This window comes from Mesobacillus boroniphilus (assembly GCF_018424685.1).
In the GTDB taxonomy this organism is placed as follows: domain Bacteria; phylum Bacillota; class Bacilli; order Bacillales; family Cytobacillaceae; genus Mesobacillus; species Mesobacillus boroniphilus_A.
The window spans coordinates 38,474-51,547 of record NZ_QTKX01000004.1 but is presented as its reverse complement, the minus strand read 5'-3'; the positions used below and the strand labels follow the sequence as shown (position 1 = coordinate 51,547).

At 43.4% G+C, this 13,074-nt stretch carries 26 protein-coding genes; all 26 read right to left on the bottom strand.

The window, feature by feature from the left end; all coding sequences use genetic code 11:
- Positions 1-137: 137 nt before the first annotated feature.
- The 26 genes from rplQ to rplB all read right to left on the bottom strand — a co-directional run bounded on the left by rplQ (position 138) and on the right by rplB (position 13,054).
- The gene (rplQ, locus tag DYI25_RS21110; protein ID WP_041966509.1) at positions 138-500 is read right to left on the bottom strand and encodes a 50S ribosomal protein L17; all 363 of its coding nucleotides are present in this window, start codon (positions 498-500) and stop codon (positions 138-140) included.
- 79 nt (positions 501-579) lie between these two features.
- A complete protein-coding gene (locus DYI25_RS21105; protein ID WP_213372642.1) occupies positions 580-1,524 on the bottom strand; it encodes a DNA-directed RNA polymerase subunit alpha in 945 nt (314 codons plus the stop codon).
- Positions 1,525-1,699: 175 nt separating this feature from the next.
- Complete coding sequence (rpsK, locus tag DYI25_RS21100; RefSeq protein WP_023626407.1) at positions 1,700-2,089, bottom strand: 30S ribosomal protein S11; 390 nt, start codon at positions 2,087-2,089, stop codon at positions 1,700-1,702.
- A 24-nt stretch (positions 2,090-2,113) separates the two neighbouring features.
- Positions 2,114-2,479 carry a 30S ribosomal protein S13 gene (rpsM, locus tag DYI25_RS21095; protein ID WP_213372639.1) on the bottom strand — a complete coding sequence of 122 codons (366 nt, stop codon included), beginning with the start codon at positions 2,477-2,479 and terminating at the stop codon, positions 2,114-2,116.
- Positions 2,480-2,502: 23 nt separating this feature from the next.
- Positions 2,503-2,616, bottom strand: coding sequence for a 50S ribosomal protein L36 (gene rpmJ, locus DYI25_RS21090; protein ID WP_003156543.1), 114 nt, complete (start codon positions 2,614-2,616; stop codon positions 2,503-2,505).
- Between the two features lie 34 nt (positions 2,617-2,650).
- Positions 2,651-2,869, bottom strand: a complete 219-nt coding sequence (gene infA, locus DYI25_RS21085) for a translation initiation factor IF-1 (RefSeq protein WP_019157108.1) — start codon at positions 2,867-2,869, stop codon at positions 2,651-2,653.
- 226 nt (positions 2,870-3,095) lie between these two features.
- Positions 3,096-3,842, bottom strand: a complete 747-nt coding sequence (map, locus tag DYI25_RS21080; protein ID WP_213372637.1) for a type I methionyl aminopeptidase — start codon at positions 3,840-3,842, stop codon at positions 3,096-3,098.
- On the bottom strand, positions 3,842-4,492 hold the full coding sequence (locus DYI25_RS21075) for an adenylate kinase (protein WP_213372635.1): 651 nt from the start codon (positions 4,490-4,492) through the stop codon (positions 3,842-3,844). The genes map and DYI25_RS21075 overlap by 1 nt, the downstream gene beginning before the upstream one ends.
- A 56-nt stretch (positions 4,493-4,548) precedes the next feature.
- Positions 4,549-5,844, bottom strand: coding sequence for a preprotein translocase subunit SecY (secY, locus tag DYI25_RS21070; RefSeq protein ID WP_213372633.1), 1,296 nt, complete (start codon positions 5,842-5,844; stop codon positions 4,549-4,551).
- Positions 5,844-6,284, bottom strand: a complete 441-nt coding sequence (gene rplO / locus DYI25_RS21065) for a 50S ribosomal protein L15 (RefSeq protein WP_041966516.1) — start codon at positions 6,282-6,284, stop codon at positions 5,844-5,846. Before rplO ends, secY begins: the two co-directional genes overlap by 1 nt.
- A 31-nt stretch (positions 6,285-6,315) precedes the next feature.
- On the bottom strand, positions 6,316-6,498 hold the full coding sequence (rpmD, locus tag DYI25_RS21060) for a 50S ribosomal protein L30 (protein ID WP_102264865.1): 183 nt from the start codon (positions 6,496-6,498) through the stop codon (positions 6,316-6,318).
- 13 nt (positions 6,499-6,511) lie between these two features.
- Entirely contained in the window at positions 6,512-7,012 is a 501-nt protein-coding gene (rpsE, locus tag DYI25_RS21055) for a 30S ribosomal protein S5 (protein ID WP_213372631.1), read from the bottom strand.
- 24 nt (positions 7,013-7,036) lie between these two features.
- Positions 7,037-7,396, bottom strand: a complete 360-nt coding sequence (gene rplR, locus DYI25_RS21050) for a 50S ribosomal protein L18 (protein WP_023626415.1) — start codon at positions 7,394-7,396, stop codon at positions 7,037-7,039.
- Between the two features lie 32 nt (positions 7,397-7,428).
- Positions 7,429-7,965: a 50S ribosomal protein L6 gene (gene rplF / locus DYI25_RS21045; RefSeq protein WP_213372629.1), complete on the bottom strand. Its 537-nt coding sequence runs from the start codon at positions 7,963-7,965 to the stop codon at positions 7,429-7,431.
- Positions 7,966-7,997: 32 nt separating this feature from the next.
- Complete coding sequence (gene rpsH / locus DYI25_RS21040; RefSeq protein ID WP_213372627.1) at positions 7,998-8,396, bottom strand: 30S ribosomal protein S8; 399 nt, start codon at positions 8,394-8,396, stop codon at positions 7,998-8,000.
- A gap of 30 nt (positions 8,397-8,426) precedes the next feature.
- Positions 8,427-8,612, bottom strand: coding sequence for a 30S ribosomal protein S14 (gene rpsN, locus DYI25_RS21035; RefSeq protein ID WP_009499044.1), 186 nt, complete (start codon positions 8,610-8,612; stop codon positions 8,427-8,429).
- Between the two features lie 25 nt (positions 8,613-8,637).
- Positions 8,638-9,177 carry a 50S ribosomal protein L5 gene (rplE, locus tag DYI25_RS21030; RefSeq protein WP_041966519.1) on the bottom strand — a complete coding sequence of 180 codons (540 nt, stop codon included), beginning with the start codon at positions 9,175-9,177 and terminating at the stop codon, positions 8,638-8,640.
- Between the two features lie 26 nt (positions 9,178-9,203).
- Entirely contained in the window at positions 9,204-9,515 is a 312-nt protein-coding gene (gene rplX / locus DYI25_RS21025) for a 50S ribosomal protein L24 (RefSeq protein ID WP_213372625.1), read from the bottom strand.
- Between the two features lie 34 nt (positions 9,516-9,549).
- Positions 9,550-9,918 (bottom strand): 50S ribosomal protein L14, encoded by a 369-nt coding sequence (rplN, locus tag DYI25_RS21020; RefSeq protein WP_023626420.1) that lies wholly within the window; start codon positions 9,916-9,918, stop codon positions 9,550-9,552.
- Positions 9,919-9,958: 40 nt separating this feature from the next.
- Positions 9,959-10,222, bottom strand: a complete 264-nt coding sequence (rpsQ, locus tag DYI25_RS21015; protein WP_023626421.1) for a 30S ribosomal protein S17 — start codon at positions 10,220-10,222, stop codon at positions 9,959-9,961.
- Between the two features lie 19 nt (positions 10,223-10,241).
- Complete coding sequence (rpmC, locus tag DYI25_RS21010) at positions 10,242-10,442, bottom strand: 50S ribosomal protein L29 (RefSeq protein ID WP_023626422.1); 201 nt, start codon at positions 10,440-10,442, stop codon at positions 10,242-10,244.
- A complete protein-coding gene (gene rplP, locus DYI25_RS21005; RefSeq protein ID WP_102264859.1) occupies positions 10,432-10,866 on the bottom strand; it encodes a 50S ribosomal protein L16 in 435 nt (144 codons plus the stop codon). The genes rpmC and rplP overlap by 11 nt, the downstream gene beginning before the upstream one ends.
- Before the next feature lies 1 nt (position 10,867).
- Complete coding sequence (rpsC, locus tag DYI25_RS21000) at positions 10,868-11,524, bottom strand: 30S ribosomal protein S3 (RefSeq protein WP_144481258.1); 657 nt, start codon at positions 11,522-11,524, stop codon at positions 10,868-10,870.
- A gap of 3 nt (positions 11,525-11,527) precedes the next feature.
- Entirely contained in the window at positions 11,528-11,869 is a 342-nt protein-coding gene (gene rplV, locus DYI25_RS20995) for a 50S ribosomal protein L22 (RefSeq protein ID WP_079504264.1), read from the bottom strand.
- Between the two features lie 18 nt (positions 11,870-11,887).
- Positions 11,888-12,166, bottom strand: coding sequence for a 30S ribosomal protein S19 (gene rpsS / locus DYI25_RS20990; RefSeq protein ID WP_044393904.1), 279 nt, complete (start codon positions 12,164-12,166; stop codon positions 11,888-11,890).
- A gap of 57 nt (positions 12,167-12,223) precedes the next feature.
- Positions 12,224-13,054 (bottom strand): 50S ribosomal protein L2, encoded by an 831-nt coding sequence (rplB, locus tag DYI25_RS20985; RefSeq protein WP_023626427.1) that lies wholly within the window; start codon positions 13,052-13,054, stop codon positions 12,224-12,226.
- Positions 13,055-13,074 lie beyond the last annotated feature (20 nt).

Genomic DNA, 13,074 nt, shown 5'->3' with positions numbered 1-13,074 from the left:
GTGGCCTGCTCATCATAACGCTCGTTTTGGCTTGTGCTGCTTTTTTAGTTTTCGACAGATACTGTAAATAAGAAAAAAAGGGGATGAAACAAGTTTGTATAAACTGTCCATCGCCCTTGCTCGAGTGTTTAATGGTATTAAACTAACTCGATAATTACCATTGGCGCACCGTCACCGCGGCGTGGTCCAAGTTTCATAATACGAGTGTATCCACCTTGACGCTCAGCATAGCGTGGAGCGATGTCAGCGAATAATTTTTGAACTGCATCCTGGTTTGTTTCAGCGTTTGCAACTTCGTTACGAACCCAAGCAGAAGCTTGACGGCGAGCGTGAAGGTCTCCGCGCTTTCCAAGAGTAATCATTTTCTCAACAACTGAACGAAGCTCTTTCGCACGTGTTTCAGTAGTTTCAATACGCTCATTGATAATCAAATCAGTTGTTAAGTCACGTAGCATTGCTTTACGCTGGGCACTTGTGCGTCCTAACTTTCTGTATCCCATGAGTGTTTCCCTCCTTTGTTGAAGTCATAAGCCGGCAGTTTTAGTACTGACAGCAAAATGCCTAGTTAATCTGCATTAACTAGTCATCTTTGCGTAAGCCTAAGCCTAGCTCTTCTAGTTTTGCTTTTACTTCTTCTAGTGATTTTCTGCCAAGGTTACGAACCTTCATCATATCTTCCTCTGTCTTATGAGCAAGCTCCTGGACAGTGTTGATACCGGCACGCTTTAAGCAGTTATATGAACGAACAGAAAGGTCAAGTTCTTCAATTGTCATTTCCAGAACTTTTTCTTTTTGATCTTCTTCTTTCTCTACCATGATCTCAGCGTTTTGAGCTTCGTCAGTCAAACCAACGAAAATGTTCAAGTGCTCAGTCAGGATCTTTGAACCTAGTGCAATAGCTTCCTTAGGACCAGTGCTGCCATCTGTCCATACGTCAAATACCAGCTTGTCATAATTTGTCATTTGCCCTACACGTGTGTTTTCTACTTGATAAGATACGCGTGAAACCGGCGTATAGATTGAGTCGATTGGAATGACACCGATCGGCTGGTCTTCCCGCTTGTTTTGGTCAGCAGGATTGTATCCGCGGCCTCTTCTTGCAGTCAAGCGCATACGCAATGAACCTTTACTTGAAAGAGTAGCGATAGGAAGATCCGGATTAAGGATTTCAACATCACTGTCATGCGTGATTGCAGCTGCAGTTACTGGACCCTCACCCTGTAGGTCGATTTCAAGTGTCTTCTCTTCATCAGAGTAGATTTTCAACGCTAATTTCTTAACGTTTAGAATGATTGATGTTACATCTTCTACGACGCCTTCAATTGTTGAGAACTCATGAAGTACTCCATCGATTTGAATCGATGTGACAGCTGCACCTGGGAGTGAGGATAATAGGATACGACGTAAGGAGTTACCCAAAGTTGTACCATATCCACGCTCAAGCGGTTCTACGACAAACTTGCCGTACTTGGCATCATCGCTGATCTCAACCGTTTCGATTTTTGGTTTTTCTATTTCGATCATCAAATATACCCTCCTTCAAAACGTCGAAACCCCGGCAGGTTCTTACCTTACCGAAATTCCCCCATGTATACGTTCCCGTTTGTGCACAACAACTGGATTAATGATTTCTGTATACCTAGAAAATATTTGTATCATATCCCATTATAGACAGGACTACAAATTCTATACAGAAAAATTAAACACGGCGACGTTTTGGCGGGCGGCAGCCGTTATGTGGAACTGGAGTTACATCTTTGATTGCTGTAACTTCAAGACCTGCAGCTTGAAGAGCACGGATTGCTGCTTCACGTCCAGCACCTGGACCCTTAACAGTAACCTCAAGAGTTTTCAAGCCATGTTCCATTGAAGTTTTAGCTGCAGTTTCTGCTGCCATTTGTGCTGCGAATGGAGTGGATTTACGTGAACCCTTGAAACCAAGCGCACCTGCACTAGACCATGATAATGCATTACCATGTACGTCTGTAATTGTTACGATAGTATTGTTGAAAGTTGAACGAATATGCGCAACTCCACTTTCAATATTCTTTTTGACGCGGCGTTTGCGTGTATTAGTTTTACGAGCCATTTAAATGTTACCCTCCTTTACGGATTATTTTTTCTTGTTAGCTACAGTCTTACGTGGACCTTTACGAGTACGTGCGTTGTTCTTCGTGTTTTGACCGCGAACAGGCAAGCCACGACGATGACGCAAGCCACGATATGAACCAATCTCCATTAGACGTTTGATGTTTAATGAGATTTCACGGCGAAGGTCACCTTCAACCTTTAGTTTGTCAATGATATCACGGATTTTGTTAAGTTCCTCTTCAGTAAGATCGCGAACACGAGTGTCTTGAGAAACACCAGCATCAGCTAGAACCTTCTCAGCAGTTGATCTGCCAATTCCGTAAATGTATGTTAAAGCAATAACTACACGCTTTTCACGTGGAATATCTACACCAGCAATACGTGCCATCTAGATGCGCACCTCCTTTAAAATTATCCTTGTTTTTGTTTATGTTTAGGGTTTTCACAGATCACCATAACTTTGCCTTTTCTGCGAATAACTTTACATTTTTCGCAAATTGGCTTAACAGATGGTCTCACTTTCATTACTCTAACCTCCTTGATAGTACGGAGTCACGGTTTATTTAAAGCGGTAAGTAATTCTTCCGCGAGTCAAATCATATGGAGAAAGCTCTACTGTTACTTTATCTCCTGGCAGGATACGAATGAAGTGCATTCTTATTTTACCGGAAACATGAGCCAACACTGTATGACCATTCTCTAATTCTACCTTAAACATTGCATTAGGCAAAGTTTCTAATACTGTGCCTTCAATTTCAATTACATCATCTTTCGCCATAAACTGGTCTCCCTTCTTTATTCAAATCGTATTAAATCATATACTCCGCATTGACGGAATGTAGCTTCCTATTTGTGACACGTTCTAAGCAGCAAGCAATTGAGAATATCATTGAGAAATACTCAACCTTATGATTATAACATAAAGCTGGCATCCCGTCCGCATAGAAATCACATTTCCGCCTATTTAAAGACTAAAAACAGAACCAGACGGCCAATCACGCTGATCAGGCTTTTGTTAAAATCTCAAAACCAGTTTCTGTGATCGCGATTGTATGCTCAAAGTGGGCACACATTTTGCCGTCAACCGTTACAACAGTCCAATCATCGGCTAACGTATTAACATAGCGGCTTCCTGCATTCACCATCGGCTCTATACATAGAACCATACCTGGCTTCAGCCTAGGTCCTCTGTTAGGAGGTCCGTAATGAGGAATTTGCGGGTCCTCATGCAATTCTTGCCCAATTCCATGGCCGACATACTCACGAACAATAGAAAAGCCTTCTGATTCCACATACGTTTGAATCGCATGGGAGATGTTCGAAAGACGTTCCCCCGGCTTGGCTTCTTTCAAGCCTCTGAACAACGACTCCTCAGTCACGTCCAAAAGACGCTGGGCTTCTTCATCAATTTTTCCTACCGGGTAAGTCCATGCAGAGTCCCCGTGGTATCCGTTGTACTTTGCTCCGATATCAATACTGATGATGTCGCCTTCATTCAAAACCCGTTTGCCAGGAATCCCGTGAACTAGTTCGTTATTAACTGATGCACAGATGCTGCCGCGAAAACCATTATAACCTTTAAAAGAAGGAGTTGCACCTTGTTTGCGGATGAAATCCTCGGCAATTGCATCCAGTTCTTTAGTTGTAATGCCAGGAGAAATATGCTTTTTCAGCTCCTGGTGAGTCATCGCTACAATGCGACCTGCTTCTCGCATAATCTCTATTTCACGAGGGGTTTTACAAACGATCATTAATTTAAGCCCCCAAGCAATTCTTCGATATCAGCGAATACGACATCAATGTCTTGCTGACCGTTGATATTGCGTAAGTAGCCTTTATCTTCATAGAAGTTCAACAGAGGCTTTGTTTGCTGGACATTTACATCCAGACGGTTTTGAACAGTTTCAGCGTTGTCATCAGCGCGCTGGTAAAGCTCGCCGCCACAGCGGTCACAAACGCCTTCCTTTGCAGGAGGGTTGAACACAAGGTGGTACGTAGCGCCGCAGTTCTTACAAATCCTGCGTCCTGTCAAACGTTCCATTAGAATGCTTTGATCAACATCAATGTTGATGACAAAATCAATTTTTTTGCCAAGATCAGCAAGCATAGAATCCAGAGCTTCAGCCTGGGCAACTGTGCGCGGGAATCCATCCAAAAGGAATCCTTTTTCACAGTCAGCTTTGCTTAAGCGCTCACGGACAATCCCGATCGTTACTTCATCAGGAACTAGCTCTCCTTTGTCCATAAATGATTTTGCCTGTAATCCAAGTTCCGTTCCTTCTTTGATAGCTGCACGGAACATATCTCCTGTTGAGATATGAGGGATGTTGTATTTACCAACAATTTTATCGGCTTGCGTGCCCTTCCCGGCACCCGGAAGCCCCATCAGAACCAAATTCACAAGATTTCCCCCCTCAGTCTCTATTAAAGATTCAGGGAACACGAGTCCCCTAAATCTTATTTTATAAAGCCTTTATAATGGCGTTTTACAAGCTGAGCTTCAAGCTGCTTCATCGTTTCAAGCGCAACGCCGACTACGATCAGCAAGCTTGTTCCGCCAATCTGTACAGATTGAGGCAGACCAGCAAATTTAATGAAAAATACTGGCAGCACAGAGATTACTGAAAGGAAGATCGCGCCGACAAATGTCAGACGGTAAAGGACCCTAGTCAAGTACTCCTGTGTGTTTTTTCCCGGACGGATGCCTGGGACATATCCGCCTTGCTTCTTCAGGTTTTCGGCAACTTGTTCAGGATTTACCTGGATGAACGCATAGAAATACGTGAACGCAATGATCAATGCCACATAGACGATCATGCCGATCGGCTGTGTATAATCAAACGTCTTCTGAATCCAAAGTGTCACATCATTCGTGCCGAAGAACTGAGCGATTGTCGGAGGTGTTACGATAAACGAAATCGCGAAGATGACCGGGATGACACCAGCAGCATTCACTTTCAATGGAAGGTGAGTGTTCTGGCCGCCAACCGCGTTGTTTCCTGCGCTCATGCGTTTAGCGTACTGGATAGGTATTTTACGAGTTGCCTGCTGGATGAAAATAACACCAACGACAATTGCAATAACAGCCAATAGGATTAGCAGCATAGTCACGATACGAAGGAACAAAGCGTCTCCCGCATCAGAGAACTGCTGTGCATAAATCTGGTTGACCATTGTCGGAATACCAGCAACAATACCTGCAAAGATAATAATTGAAATACCGTTTCCTACGCCTTTTGCAGTGATCTGCTCACCGAGCCACATAAGGAATGCGGTTCCGGCAGTCAAGACCGTAGCAATCAGCAAGTAAGTAGCGATACCGGCATTTTGGATCAATAATCCGCCTGCCATATTGTTAAAGCCATAAGACATACCTAGTGCCTGGATAAAACCAAGAACGATCGTGAAATAGCGGGTAAACTGAGCTAATTTACGGCGTCCGACTTCTCCTTGTTTGGACCATTCAGTAAACTTTGGCACAACATCCATCTGCAAGAGCTGGATGATGATTGAAGCAGTGATGTACGGCATGATTCCCATCGCGAAGATAGAGAAGTTCTGCAGCGCACCGCCACCGAAAGTATTCAGCACACCGAAGACACTCATGTCATCCTGTGCTTTCAGAATATCTGCATTTACGCTCGGTACAGGAATAAATGTACCGAGACGAAATACAATCAACATTAAAAGGGTGAAGAGAATTTTATTTCTAATTTCACCCACGCGCATAAAATTGGAGATTGTCTGGAACATTAAATCACCTCAGTTTGACCGCCGGCAGCTTTAATCGCTTCTTCGGCTGCAGAGGAGAACTTATGAGCTTTAACAGTTAGTTTCTTTTCAAGGCTTCCTTTAGCAAGTACTTTAATACCTGCTAATTCCTTCCTGACAAGACCTGTTTCAATTAAAAGTTCTGGAGTCACTTCAGTTCCATCTTCGAATACGTTTAGAGCATCAAGGTTAACGACTGCGTACTCTTTGCGGTTGATGTTCGTGAAACCGCGTTTTGGCAAGCGTCGGAATAAAGGAGTTTGACCACCTTCAAAACCAGGGCGTACACCGCCGCCAGAACGAGCGTTTTGACCTTTATGACCTTTACCAGCAGTTTTACCTTGGCCAGAACCGATACCGCGTCCTAGACGCTTGCGTTCTTTACGGGAACCTTCTGCAGGCTTTAATTCATGAAGTTTCATGTTGGCACCTCCTTATTTTAAAAAGGATAAATTATTTTTCGTTTACAGTAACAAGGTGAGAAACTTTGTTGATCATGCCACGGATTGCTGCATTATCAACCTTCTCAACTGTTTGGTTAACTTTACGTAAGCCAAGAGCCTTAACTGTTTCGCGCTGATCTTGCGGACGGCCGATCAGGCTGCGAGTGAGGGTAATTTCTAATTTGTTAGCCATTTGATTTCCCTCCTTATCCTAACAGTTCTTCCACAGATTTACCGCGTAGCTTTGCTACTTCCTCTGCACGCTTAAGTTGAGATAGACCTTCTAGAGTTGCACGAACCATATTAATTGGTGTGTTTGTTCCTAATGACTTAGAAAGGATATCATGTACACCTGCTAATTCTAGTACCGCACGAACTGGTCCGCCAGCGATAACTCCAGTACCTTCAGAAGCAGGCTTCAGAAGGATCTCACCAGCACCAAAGTGTCCGATAACTTGGTGAGGAATTGTTGTACCAACCATAGGTACTTGGATTAGGTTCTTCTTCGCATCTTCGATAGCTTTGCGAATCGCTTCAGGTACTTCTTGTGCTTTACCAGTACCAAAACCGACATGACCGTTTTTATCTCCTACTACTACAAGAGCAGAAAAACGGAAACGGCGTCCACCTTTAACAACTTTTGCAACACGGTTAATCGTAACTACGCGTTCTTCAAGTTCAAGTTTGTTTGGATCAATACGACGCATCTTTTTGTGTCCCTCCTTTTTCTATTAAAATTCTAAGCCGTTTTCGCGGGCAGCATCAGCAAGTGCCTGGATGCGACCATGATAGAGGTATCCGCCACGGTCAAATACTACTGATTTATAACCTTTTTCTACAGCGCGCTTAGCGATCAATTCACCAATTTGCTTTGCTGCTTCCAGGTTATTGCCTTCAACATTAACTTCTTTATCTAAAGTAGAAGCACTCGCTAGAGTTACTCCCTTTACATCGTCGATTAGTTGAGCATAAATGTGCTTGTTAGAACGGAACACATTTAGACGAGGACGAGCTTCAGTTCCGCTAAGTTTCGCACGGACACGACCGTGTCTTTTACGGCGAGTAGCGTTTTTATCAGCCTTCGTAATCATTTACGTCACTCCTTTCGTTAACCTATGCGGCATTACTTACCTGTTTTACCTTCTTTGCGGCGTACATATTCGCCTTCATAACGAATACCTTTGCCTTTGTAAGGCTCTGGTGGACGTACGTCACGGATGTTAGCAGCTAATGCGCCAACACGTTCTTTGTCAGTTCCCTTTACAATCACCTTTGTGTTTGTCGGAACTTCGATCTCAAGGCCTTTTTCTGCCTCGATTTCAACAGGGTGTGAGTATCCTACGTTAAGTACAAGCTTGGTACCTTGCTTAGACGCACGGTAACCGACACCTACTAACTCAAGACCTCTTTCGAATCCTTTAGATACACCCTCAACCATGTTAGCAAGAACAGCACGAGTCGTTCCGTGCAATGCACGATGTTCCTTGTTATCAGTTGGGCGAGAGATGTTGATTACGTTCTCTTCGATCTTGATTTCGATGTCAGAGTGAAAAGTACGAGACAATTCACCTTTTGGTCCTTTTACTGTTACGTGATTGTTATCAAGAGTAACAGTAACACCAGCTGGAATTTCAATTGGTTTTTTACCTACGCGTGACATTTGTTGCACCTCCATTCATTCAGAAAAATCTATTACCAAACGTATGCTAAAACTTCTCCGCCCACTTGCTTAGCGCGAGCTTCTTTGTCAGTTAAAACGCCGTTTGAAGTTGATACAAGAGCAATACCTAAACCATTAAGTACACGAGGTACTTCAGTAGATTTTGCATAAACGCGAAGTCCTGGCTTACTGATTCTTTTAAGACCAGTGATAACACGCTCATTGTTTGCACCGTACTTCAAGAAGATACGGATGATACCTTGCTTATTGTCTTCGATATATTCAACGTCACGCACGAAACCTTCACGCTTAAGGATATCAGCGATTTCTTTTTTAATGTTAGAAGCAGGTACTTCTAATTTTTCGTGACGAACCATATTCGCGTTACGAATACGAGTTAGCAAATCTGCAATCGGATCTGTCATGACCATTTAATTTACCTCCTTCCAGAGCTTTCAGTTTTACCAGCTAGCTTTTTTCACACCAGGAATTTGTCCTTTGTATGCTAATTCACGGAAACAAATACGGCAAAGCTTAAATTTGCGGTATACAGAGTGCGGACGGCCGCAGCGCTCACAGCGAGTGTACTCTTGTACTTTATATTTAGGCGTGCGTTTTTGTTTCGCAATCATTGATTTCTTAGCCACGTTTTCGCCTCCCTCTTATTAGAGATTACTTTTGAAATGGCATTCCGAATTGTGTTAATAGTTCACGAGCTTCTTCATCAGTGTTAGCAGTCGTTACAATAACAATGTCCATGCCACGTACTTTATTTACTTTATCGTAATCAATTTCAGGGAAGATTAACTGTTCTTTTACACCAAGTGTGTAGTTACCGCGTCCGTCAAAAGACTTCTTAGAGATACCGCGGAAATCACGTACACGTGGTAAAGATACTGAAATTAACTTGTCGATGAATTCGTACATGCGCTCACCGCGAAGTGTTACTTTCGCACCGATTGGCATACCTTCACGAAGGCGGAAGCCAGCGATTGATTTCTTAGCACGAGTCACTACTGGCTTTTGGCCTGTGATTGTAGCTAATTCCTCAACTGCAACATCAAGAGCTTTAGCGTTGGCAACAGCGTCACCTACACCCATGTTGATTACGATCTTTTCAAGTTTAGGAACTTCCATGATTGACTTATAGTTAAACTTGCTCATAAGAGCAGGAGTAATTTCATTGTTGAACTTTTCTTTTAGGCGGTTCATCGATTGTACCTCCCTTCTTCAATAGACTATTTATCTAGAACTTCACCGGATTGTTTAGCAACGCGTACCTTCTTGCCGTTCTCGACAGTGTAACCAACTCGGGTTGGCTTGCCAGACTTCGGATCTAAAGGCATTACGTTTGATACATGGATAGGTGCTTCCTGGTTCAAGATTCCACCTTGTGGATTTACTTGAGAAGGCTTAGCGTGTTTTTTCACGATGTTGATTCCTTCAACAAGAACACGGCTTTGCTTTGGATAAGCTTCAAGGATGATCCCTGTTTTGCCTTTGTCCTTACCAGAGATGACCATTACTTTGTCACCTTTTTTTACATGCATCTGTGTGCACCTCCTTAAAGGCATTTGAAATAGATTATAGTACTTCTGGAGCTAATGAAACGATCTTCATGAAGTTGTTGTCACGAAGCTCACGTGCAACTGGTCCGAAGATACGAGTACCACGAGGACTCTTATCGTCACGGATGATTACACAAGCATTCTCGTCAAATTTGATGTAAGAACCGTCAGTACGGCGCATACCAGTTTTTGTACGAACGATAACTGCTCTGACAACGTCACCTTTTTTAACAACGCCACCTGGTGTTGCTTGTTTCACTGTGCAAACGATAACGTCTCCGATATTAGCAGTCTTACGGCCAGAACCGCCAAGAACCTTAATAGTAAGAACCTCACGAGCACCTGAATTGTCAGCAACTTTTAAACGTGTTTCCTGTTGGATCATGCGAGTAACCTCCCTTCGGAATAAACCTTAATCCGAACAATTAGATAATAACAGCTTTTTCCACCACTTCTACAAGGCGGAAACGTTTTGTGGCAGATAGCGGACGAGTTTCCATGATACGTACTACGTCGCCGATTTTTGCCTCATTTTGCTCATCATGAGCTTTGAATTTCTTAGAGTATTTTACACGCTTGCCGTATAAAGGATGCTTTTTGTATGTTTCAACAAGAACAGTAACAGTTTTGTCCATCTTGTCTGATACTACGCGTCCAGTATAAACTTTGCGTTGGTTGCGTTCACTCATTGTGAGAACCTCCTCTCAATTATCTGTTAACGCCGATCTCTCGTTCACGAATTACAGTTTTCATGCGAGCAATCGCTTTGCGTACTTCACGAATGCGAGCTGTGTTTTCAAGTTGTCCAGTCGCTAATTGAAAGCGCAGGTTGAATAGCTCTTCTTTTAATGATTTAACTTTTTGTTCAATTTCAGCAGTGGTAAGGTCACGAATGTCATTAGCTTTCATTAGATTCACCACCAATTTCTTCTCGTTTAACAAACTTGCACTTTACAGGAAGTTTGTGTGATGCAAGGCGTAATGCTTCACGTGCGATCTCTTCAGATACGCCAGCAACTTCGAACATTACTTTGCCTGGTTTAACAACTGCTACCCAACCTTCAGGAGCACCTTTACCAGAACCCATTCGGACTTCTAGAGGCTTTGCAGTATATGGCTTGTGAGGGAAAATCTTGATCCAGACTTTACCGCCACGCTTCATGTAACGAGTCATTGCAATACGGGCAGATTCGATTTGACGGTTTGTGATCCAAGAAGCTTCAAGAGCTTGCAAACCGAATTCACCGAAGTTTACTTCAGTACCGCCTTTAGCTTGACCGCGCATCTTGCCACGGTGTTGACGGCGATATTTAACGCGTTTAGGCAATAACATATTATTTGCCTCCTTCCTCAGTTTTCTTCTTCGTAGGAAGGACCTCTCCACGATAAATCCATACTTTAACGCCTAGCTTACCGTAAGTTGTATCTGCTTCAGCAGTAGCATAATCGATATCGGCACGAAGAGTATGAAGTGGAACTGTTCCTTCGCTGTAATGTTCTGAACGAGCGATGTCTGCACCGCCAAGACGGCCAGATACCATTGTCTTGATACCTTTAGCGCCAGCACGCATTGCACGTTGGATAACTTGCTTCTGTGCGCGACGGAAAGAAACACGGTTTTCCAATTGGCGTGCGATGTTTTCAGCAACCAATTTCGCATCGATATCAGCTTTTTTGATTTCAAGAATGTTTATATGAACACGTTTGCCTGTCAGTTCGTTTAGCGCTTTACGAAGTGCTTCAACTTCTGTACCACCCTTACCGATCACCATTCCTGGCTTCGCTGTGTGGACAGTTACATTCAAGCGGTTTGCAGCGCGCTCGATTTCTACTTTAGAAAGAGATGCATCGCGTAAACGCTTAGTGATGTACTCACGAACCTTAAGGTCTTCGTGTAAAAGATCAGCATAGTCTTTGCCTGCGTACCATTTTGACTCCCAATCACGGATGATTCCGACACGCAAACCGACTGGATTTACTTTTTGACCCACTGATTATCCCTCCTTCTTTTCTGATAAAACGATTGTAATGTGGCTAGTACGTTTGTTAATAGCACTTGCACGGCCCATAGCACGTGGACGGAAACGTTTCAACGTTGGTCCTTCGTTAGCGTAAGCTTCCGATACGACAAGGTTATTAACATCCATCTCATAGTTGTGCTCTGCATTAGCCAATGCAGACTTCAACACTTTTTCTACGATTGGAGAAGCTGCCTTAGGGGTAAGGTTTAAAATAGCAACTGCTTCACCAACTTGCTTTCCTCGAATTAAATCTAGAACTAAGCGAGCTTTACGAGGAGCAATACGAACTGTTCTTGCAACAGCTTTAGCTTGCATTTGGATGCCCTCCTCTCATTAACGTCTTGTTTTCTTATCGTCATTACCATGTCCTTTGTAAGTACGAGTTGGAGCGAATTCTCCAAGCTTGTGGCCTACCATGTCTTCAGTGACATAAACAGGTACATGTTTGCGACCATCGTAGACAGCAATTGTGTGTCCGATGAATTGTGGGAAGATCGTTGAACGGCGAGACCAAGTTTTTACAACTTTCTTGCCTTCAGTTTCATTTAACTTTTCGATCTTTGTGATTAAGTGCTCATCAACAAAAGGTCCTTTTTTTAAGCTGCGACCCATGATTGAACCTCCCTTCGTGATTGCCCTACGGTTCCCTCGAACCGTAGCCCAATCCCGTTATTTTTTACGACGACGTACGATAAACTTGTCGGATTTGTTTTTCTTTTTGCGAGTCTTGAATCCAAGAGTCGGCTTGCCCCATGGTGACATTGGTGATTTACGTCCGATTGGAGAGCGTCCTTCACCACCGCCGTGTGGGTGATCGTTAGGGTTCATTACAGATCCACGAACTGTTGGGCGCTTGCCTAACCAGCGTGAACGACCTGCTTTACCGATGTTGATCAATTCGTGTTGTTCGTTACCAACTTGACCAACAGTTGCACGGCACTCAGAAAGGATCATACGTACTTCGCCTGAGTTCAAACGAATCAATACATATTTGCCTTCTTTACCAAGAACCTGTGCAGAAGTTCCAGCAGAACGAACTAATTGTCCGCCTTTGCCAGGCTTCAATTCGATGTTGTGTACTACTGTACCAACTGGAATGTTAGCTAGTGGAAGAGCGTTACCTACTTTGATGTCAGCTGTTGGGCCAGACATTACTTCCATACCTACTACTAGGTTTTTAGGAGCTAGGATATACTTCTTTTCACCATCTACATAATTAATTAACGCAATGTTTGCTGAACGGTTTGGATCATACTCAATTGTGGCAACGCGTCCTGGAATGCCATCTTTTGTACGTTTAAAGTCGATGATTCTATACTGACGCTTATGGCCGCCACCTTGATGACGAACAGTTAACTTACCCTGGTTGTTACGACCGCCTTTTCTGTGCAACGGAGCAAGCAAGGATTTTTCCGGCTTGTCAGTTGTAATCTCAGCAAAATCAGATGCTGTCATATTACGACGACCGTTGGAGGTAGGTTTGTACTTTTTAATCGCCATTTCGTTTCCCTCCTCTTCTT

Excerpts from the sequence above, each read along its gene's own strand:
- rplQ (WP_041966509.1), bottom strand. The coding sequence starts at position 500 with ATGGGATACAGAAAGTTAGGACGCACAAGTGCCCAGCGTAAAGCAATG.
- DYI25_RS21105 (WP_213372642.1), bottom strand. The coding sequence starts at position 1,524 with ATGATCGAAATAGAAAAACCAAAAATCGAAACGGTTGAGATCAGCGAT.
- rpsK (WP_023626407.1), bottom strand. The coding sequence starts at position 2,089 with ATGGCTCGTAAAACTAATACACGCAAACGCCGCGTCAAAAAGAATATT.
- rpsM (WP_213372639.1), bottom strand. The coding sequence starts at position 2,479 with ATGGCACGTATTGCTGGTGTAGATATTCCACGTGAAAAGCGTGTAGTT.
- rpmJ (WP_003156543.1), bottom strand. The coding sequence starts at position 2,616 with ATGAAAGTGAGACCATCTGTTAAGCCAATTTGCGAAAAATGTAAAGTT.
- infA (WP_019157108.1), bottom strand. The coding sequence starts at position 2,869 with ATGGCGAAAGATGATGTAATTGAAATTGAAGGCACAGTATTAGAAACT.
- map (WP_213372637.1), bottom strand. The coding sequence starts at position 3,842 with ATGATCGTTTGTAAAACCCCTCGTGAAATAGAGATTATGCGAGAAGCA.
- secY (WP_213372633.1), bottom strand. The coding sequence starts at position 5,844 with ATGTTCCAGACAATCTCCAATTTTATGCGCGTGGGTGAAATTAGAAAT.
- rplO (WP_041966516.1), bottom strand. The coding sequence starts at position 6,284 with ATGAAACTTCATGAATTAAAGCCTGCAGAAGGTTCCCGTAAAGAACGC.
- rpmD (WP_102264865.1), bottom strand. The coding sequence starts at position 6,498 with ATGGCTAACAAATTAGAAATTACCCTCACTCGCAGCCTGATCGGCCGT.
- rpsE (WP_213372631.1), bottom strand. The coding sequence starts at position 7,012 with ATGCGTCGTATTGATCCAAACAAACTTGAACTTGAAGAACGCGTAGTT.
- rplR (WP_023626415.1), bottom strand. The coding sequence starts at position 7,396 with ATGATTACGAAGGCTGATAAAAACGCTACTCGCCGTAAAAGACACGGT.
- rplF (WP_213372629.1), bottom strand. The coding sequence starts at position 7,965 with ATGTCACGCGTAGGTAAAAAACCAATTGAAATTCCAGCTGGTGTTACT.
- rpsH (WP_213372627.1), bottom strand. The coding sequence starts at position 8,396 with ATGGTCATGACAGATCCGATTGCAGATTTGCTAACTCGTATTCGTAAC.
- rplE (WP_041966519.1), bottom strand. The coding sequence starts at position 9,177 with ATGAACCGCCTAAAAGAAAAGTTCAACAATGAAATTACTCCTGCTCTT.
- rplX (WP_213372625.1), bottom strand. The coding sequence starts at position 9,515 with ATGCATGTAAAAAAAGGTGACAAAGTAATGGTCATCTCTGGTAAGGAC.
- rplN (WP_023626420.1), bottom strand. The coding sequence starts at position 9,918 with ATGATCCAACAGGAAACACGTTTAAAAGTTGCTGACAATTCAGGTGCT.
- rpsQ (WP_023626421.1), bottom strand. The coding sequence starts at position 10,222 with ATGAGTGAACGCAACCAACGCAAAGTTTATACTGGACGCGTAGTATCA.
- rpmC (WP_023626422.1), bottom strand. The coding sequence starts at position 10,442 with ATGAAAGCTAATGACATTCGTGACCTTACCACTGCTGAAATTGAACAA.
- rplP (WP_102264859.1), bottom strand. The coding sequence starts at position 10,866 with ATGTTATTGCCTAAACGCGTTAAATATCGCCGTCAACACCGTGGCAAG.
- rplV (WP_079504264.1), bottom strand. The coding sequence starts at position 11,869 with ATGCAAGCTAAAGCTGTTGCAAGAACAGTTCGTATTGCTCCTCGTAAA.
- rpsS (WP_044393904.1), bottom strand. The coding sequence starts at position 12,166 with ATGGGTCGCAGCTTAAAAAAAGGACCTTTTGTTGATGAGCACTTAATC.
- rplB (WP_023626427.1), bottom strand. The coding sequence starts at position 13,054 with ATGGCGATTAAAAAGTACAAACCTACCTCCAACGGTCGTCGTAATATG.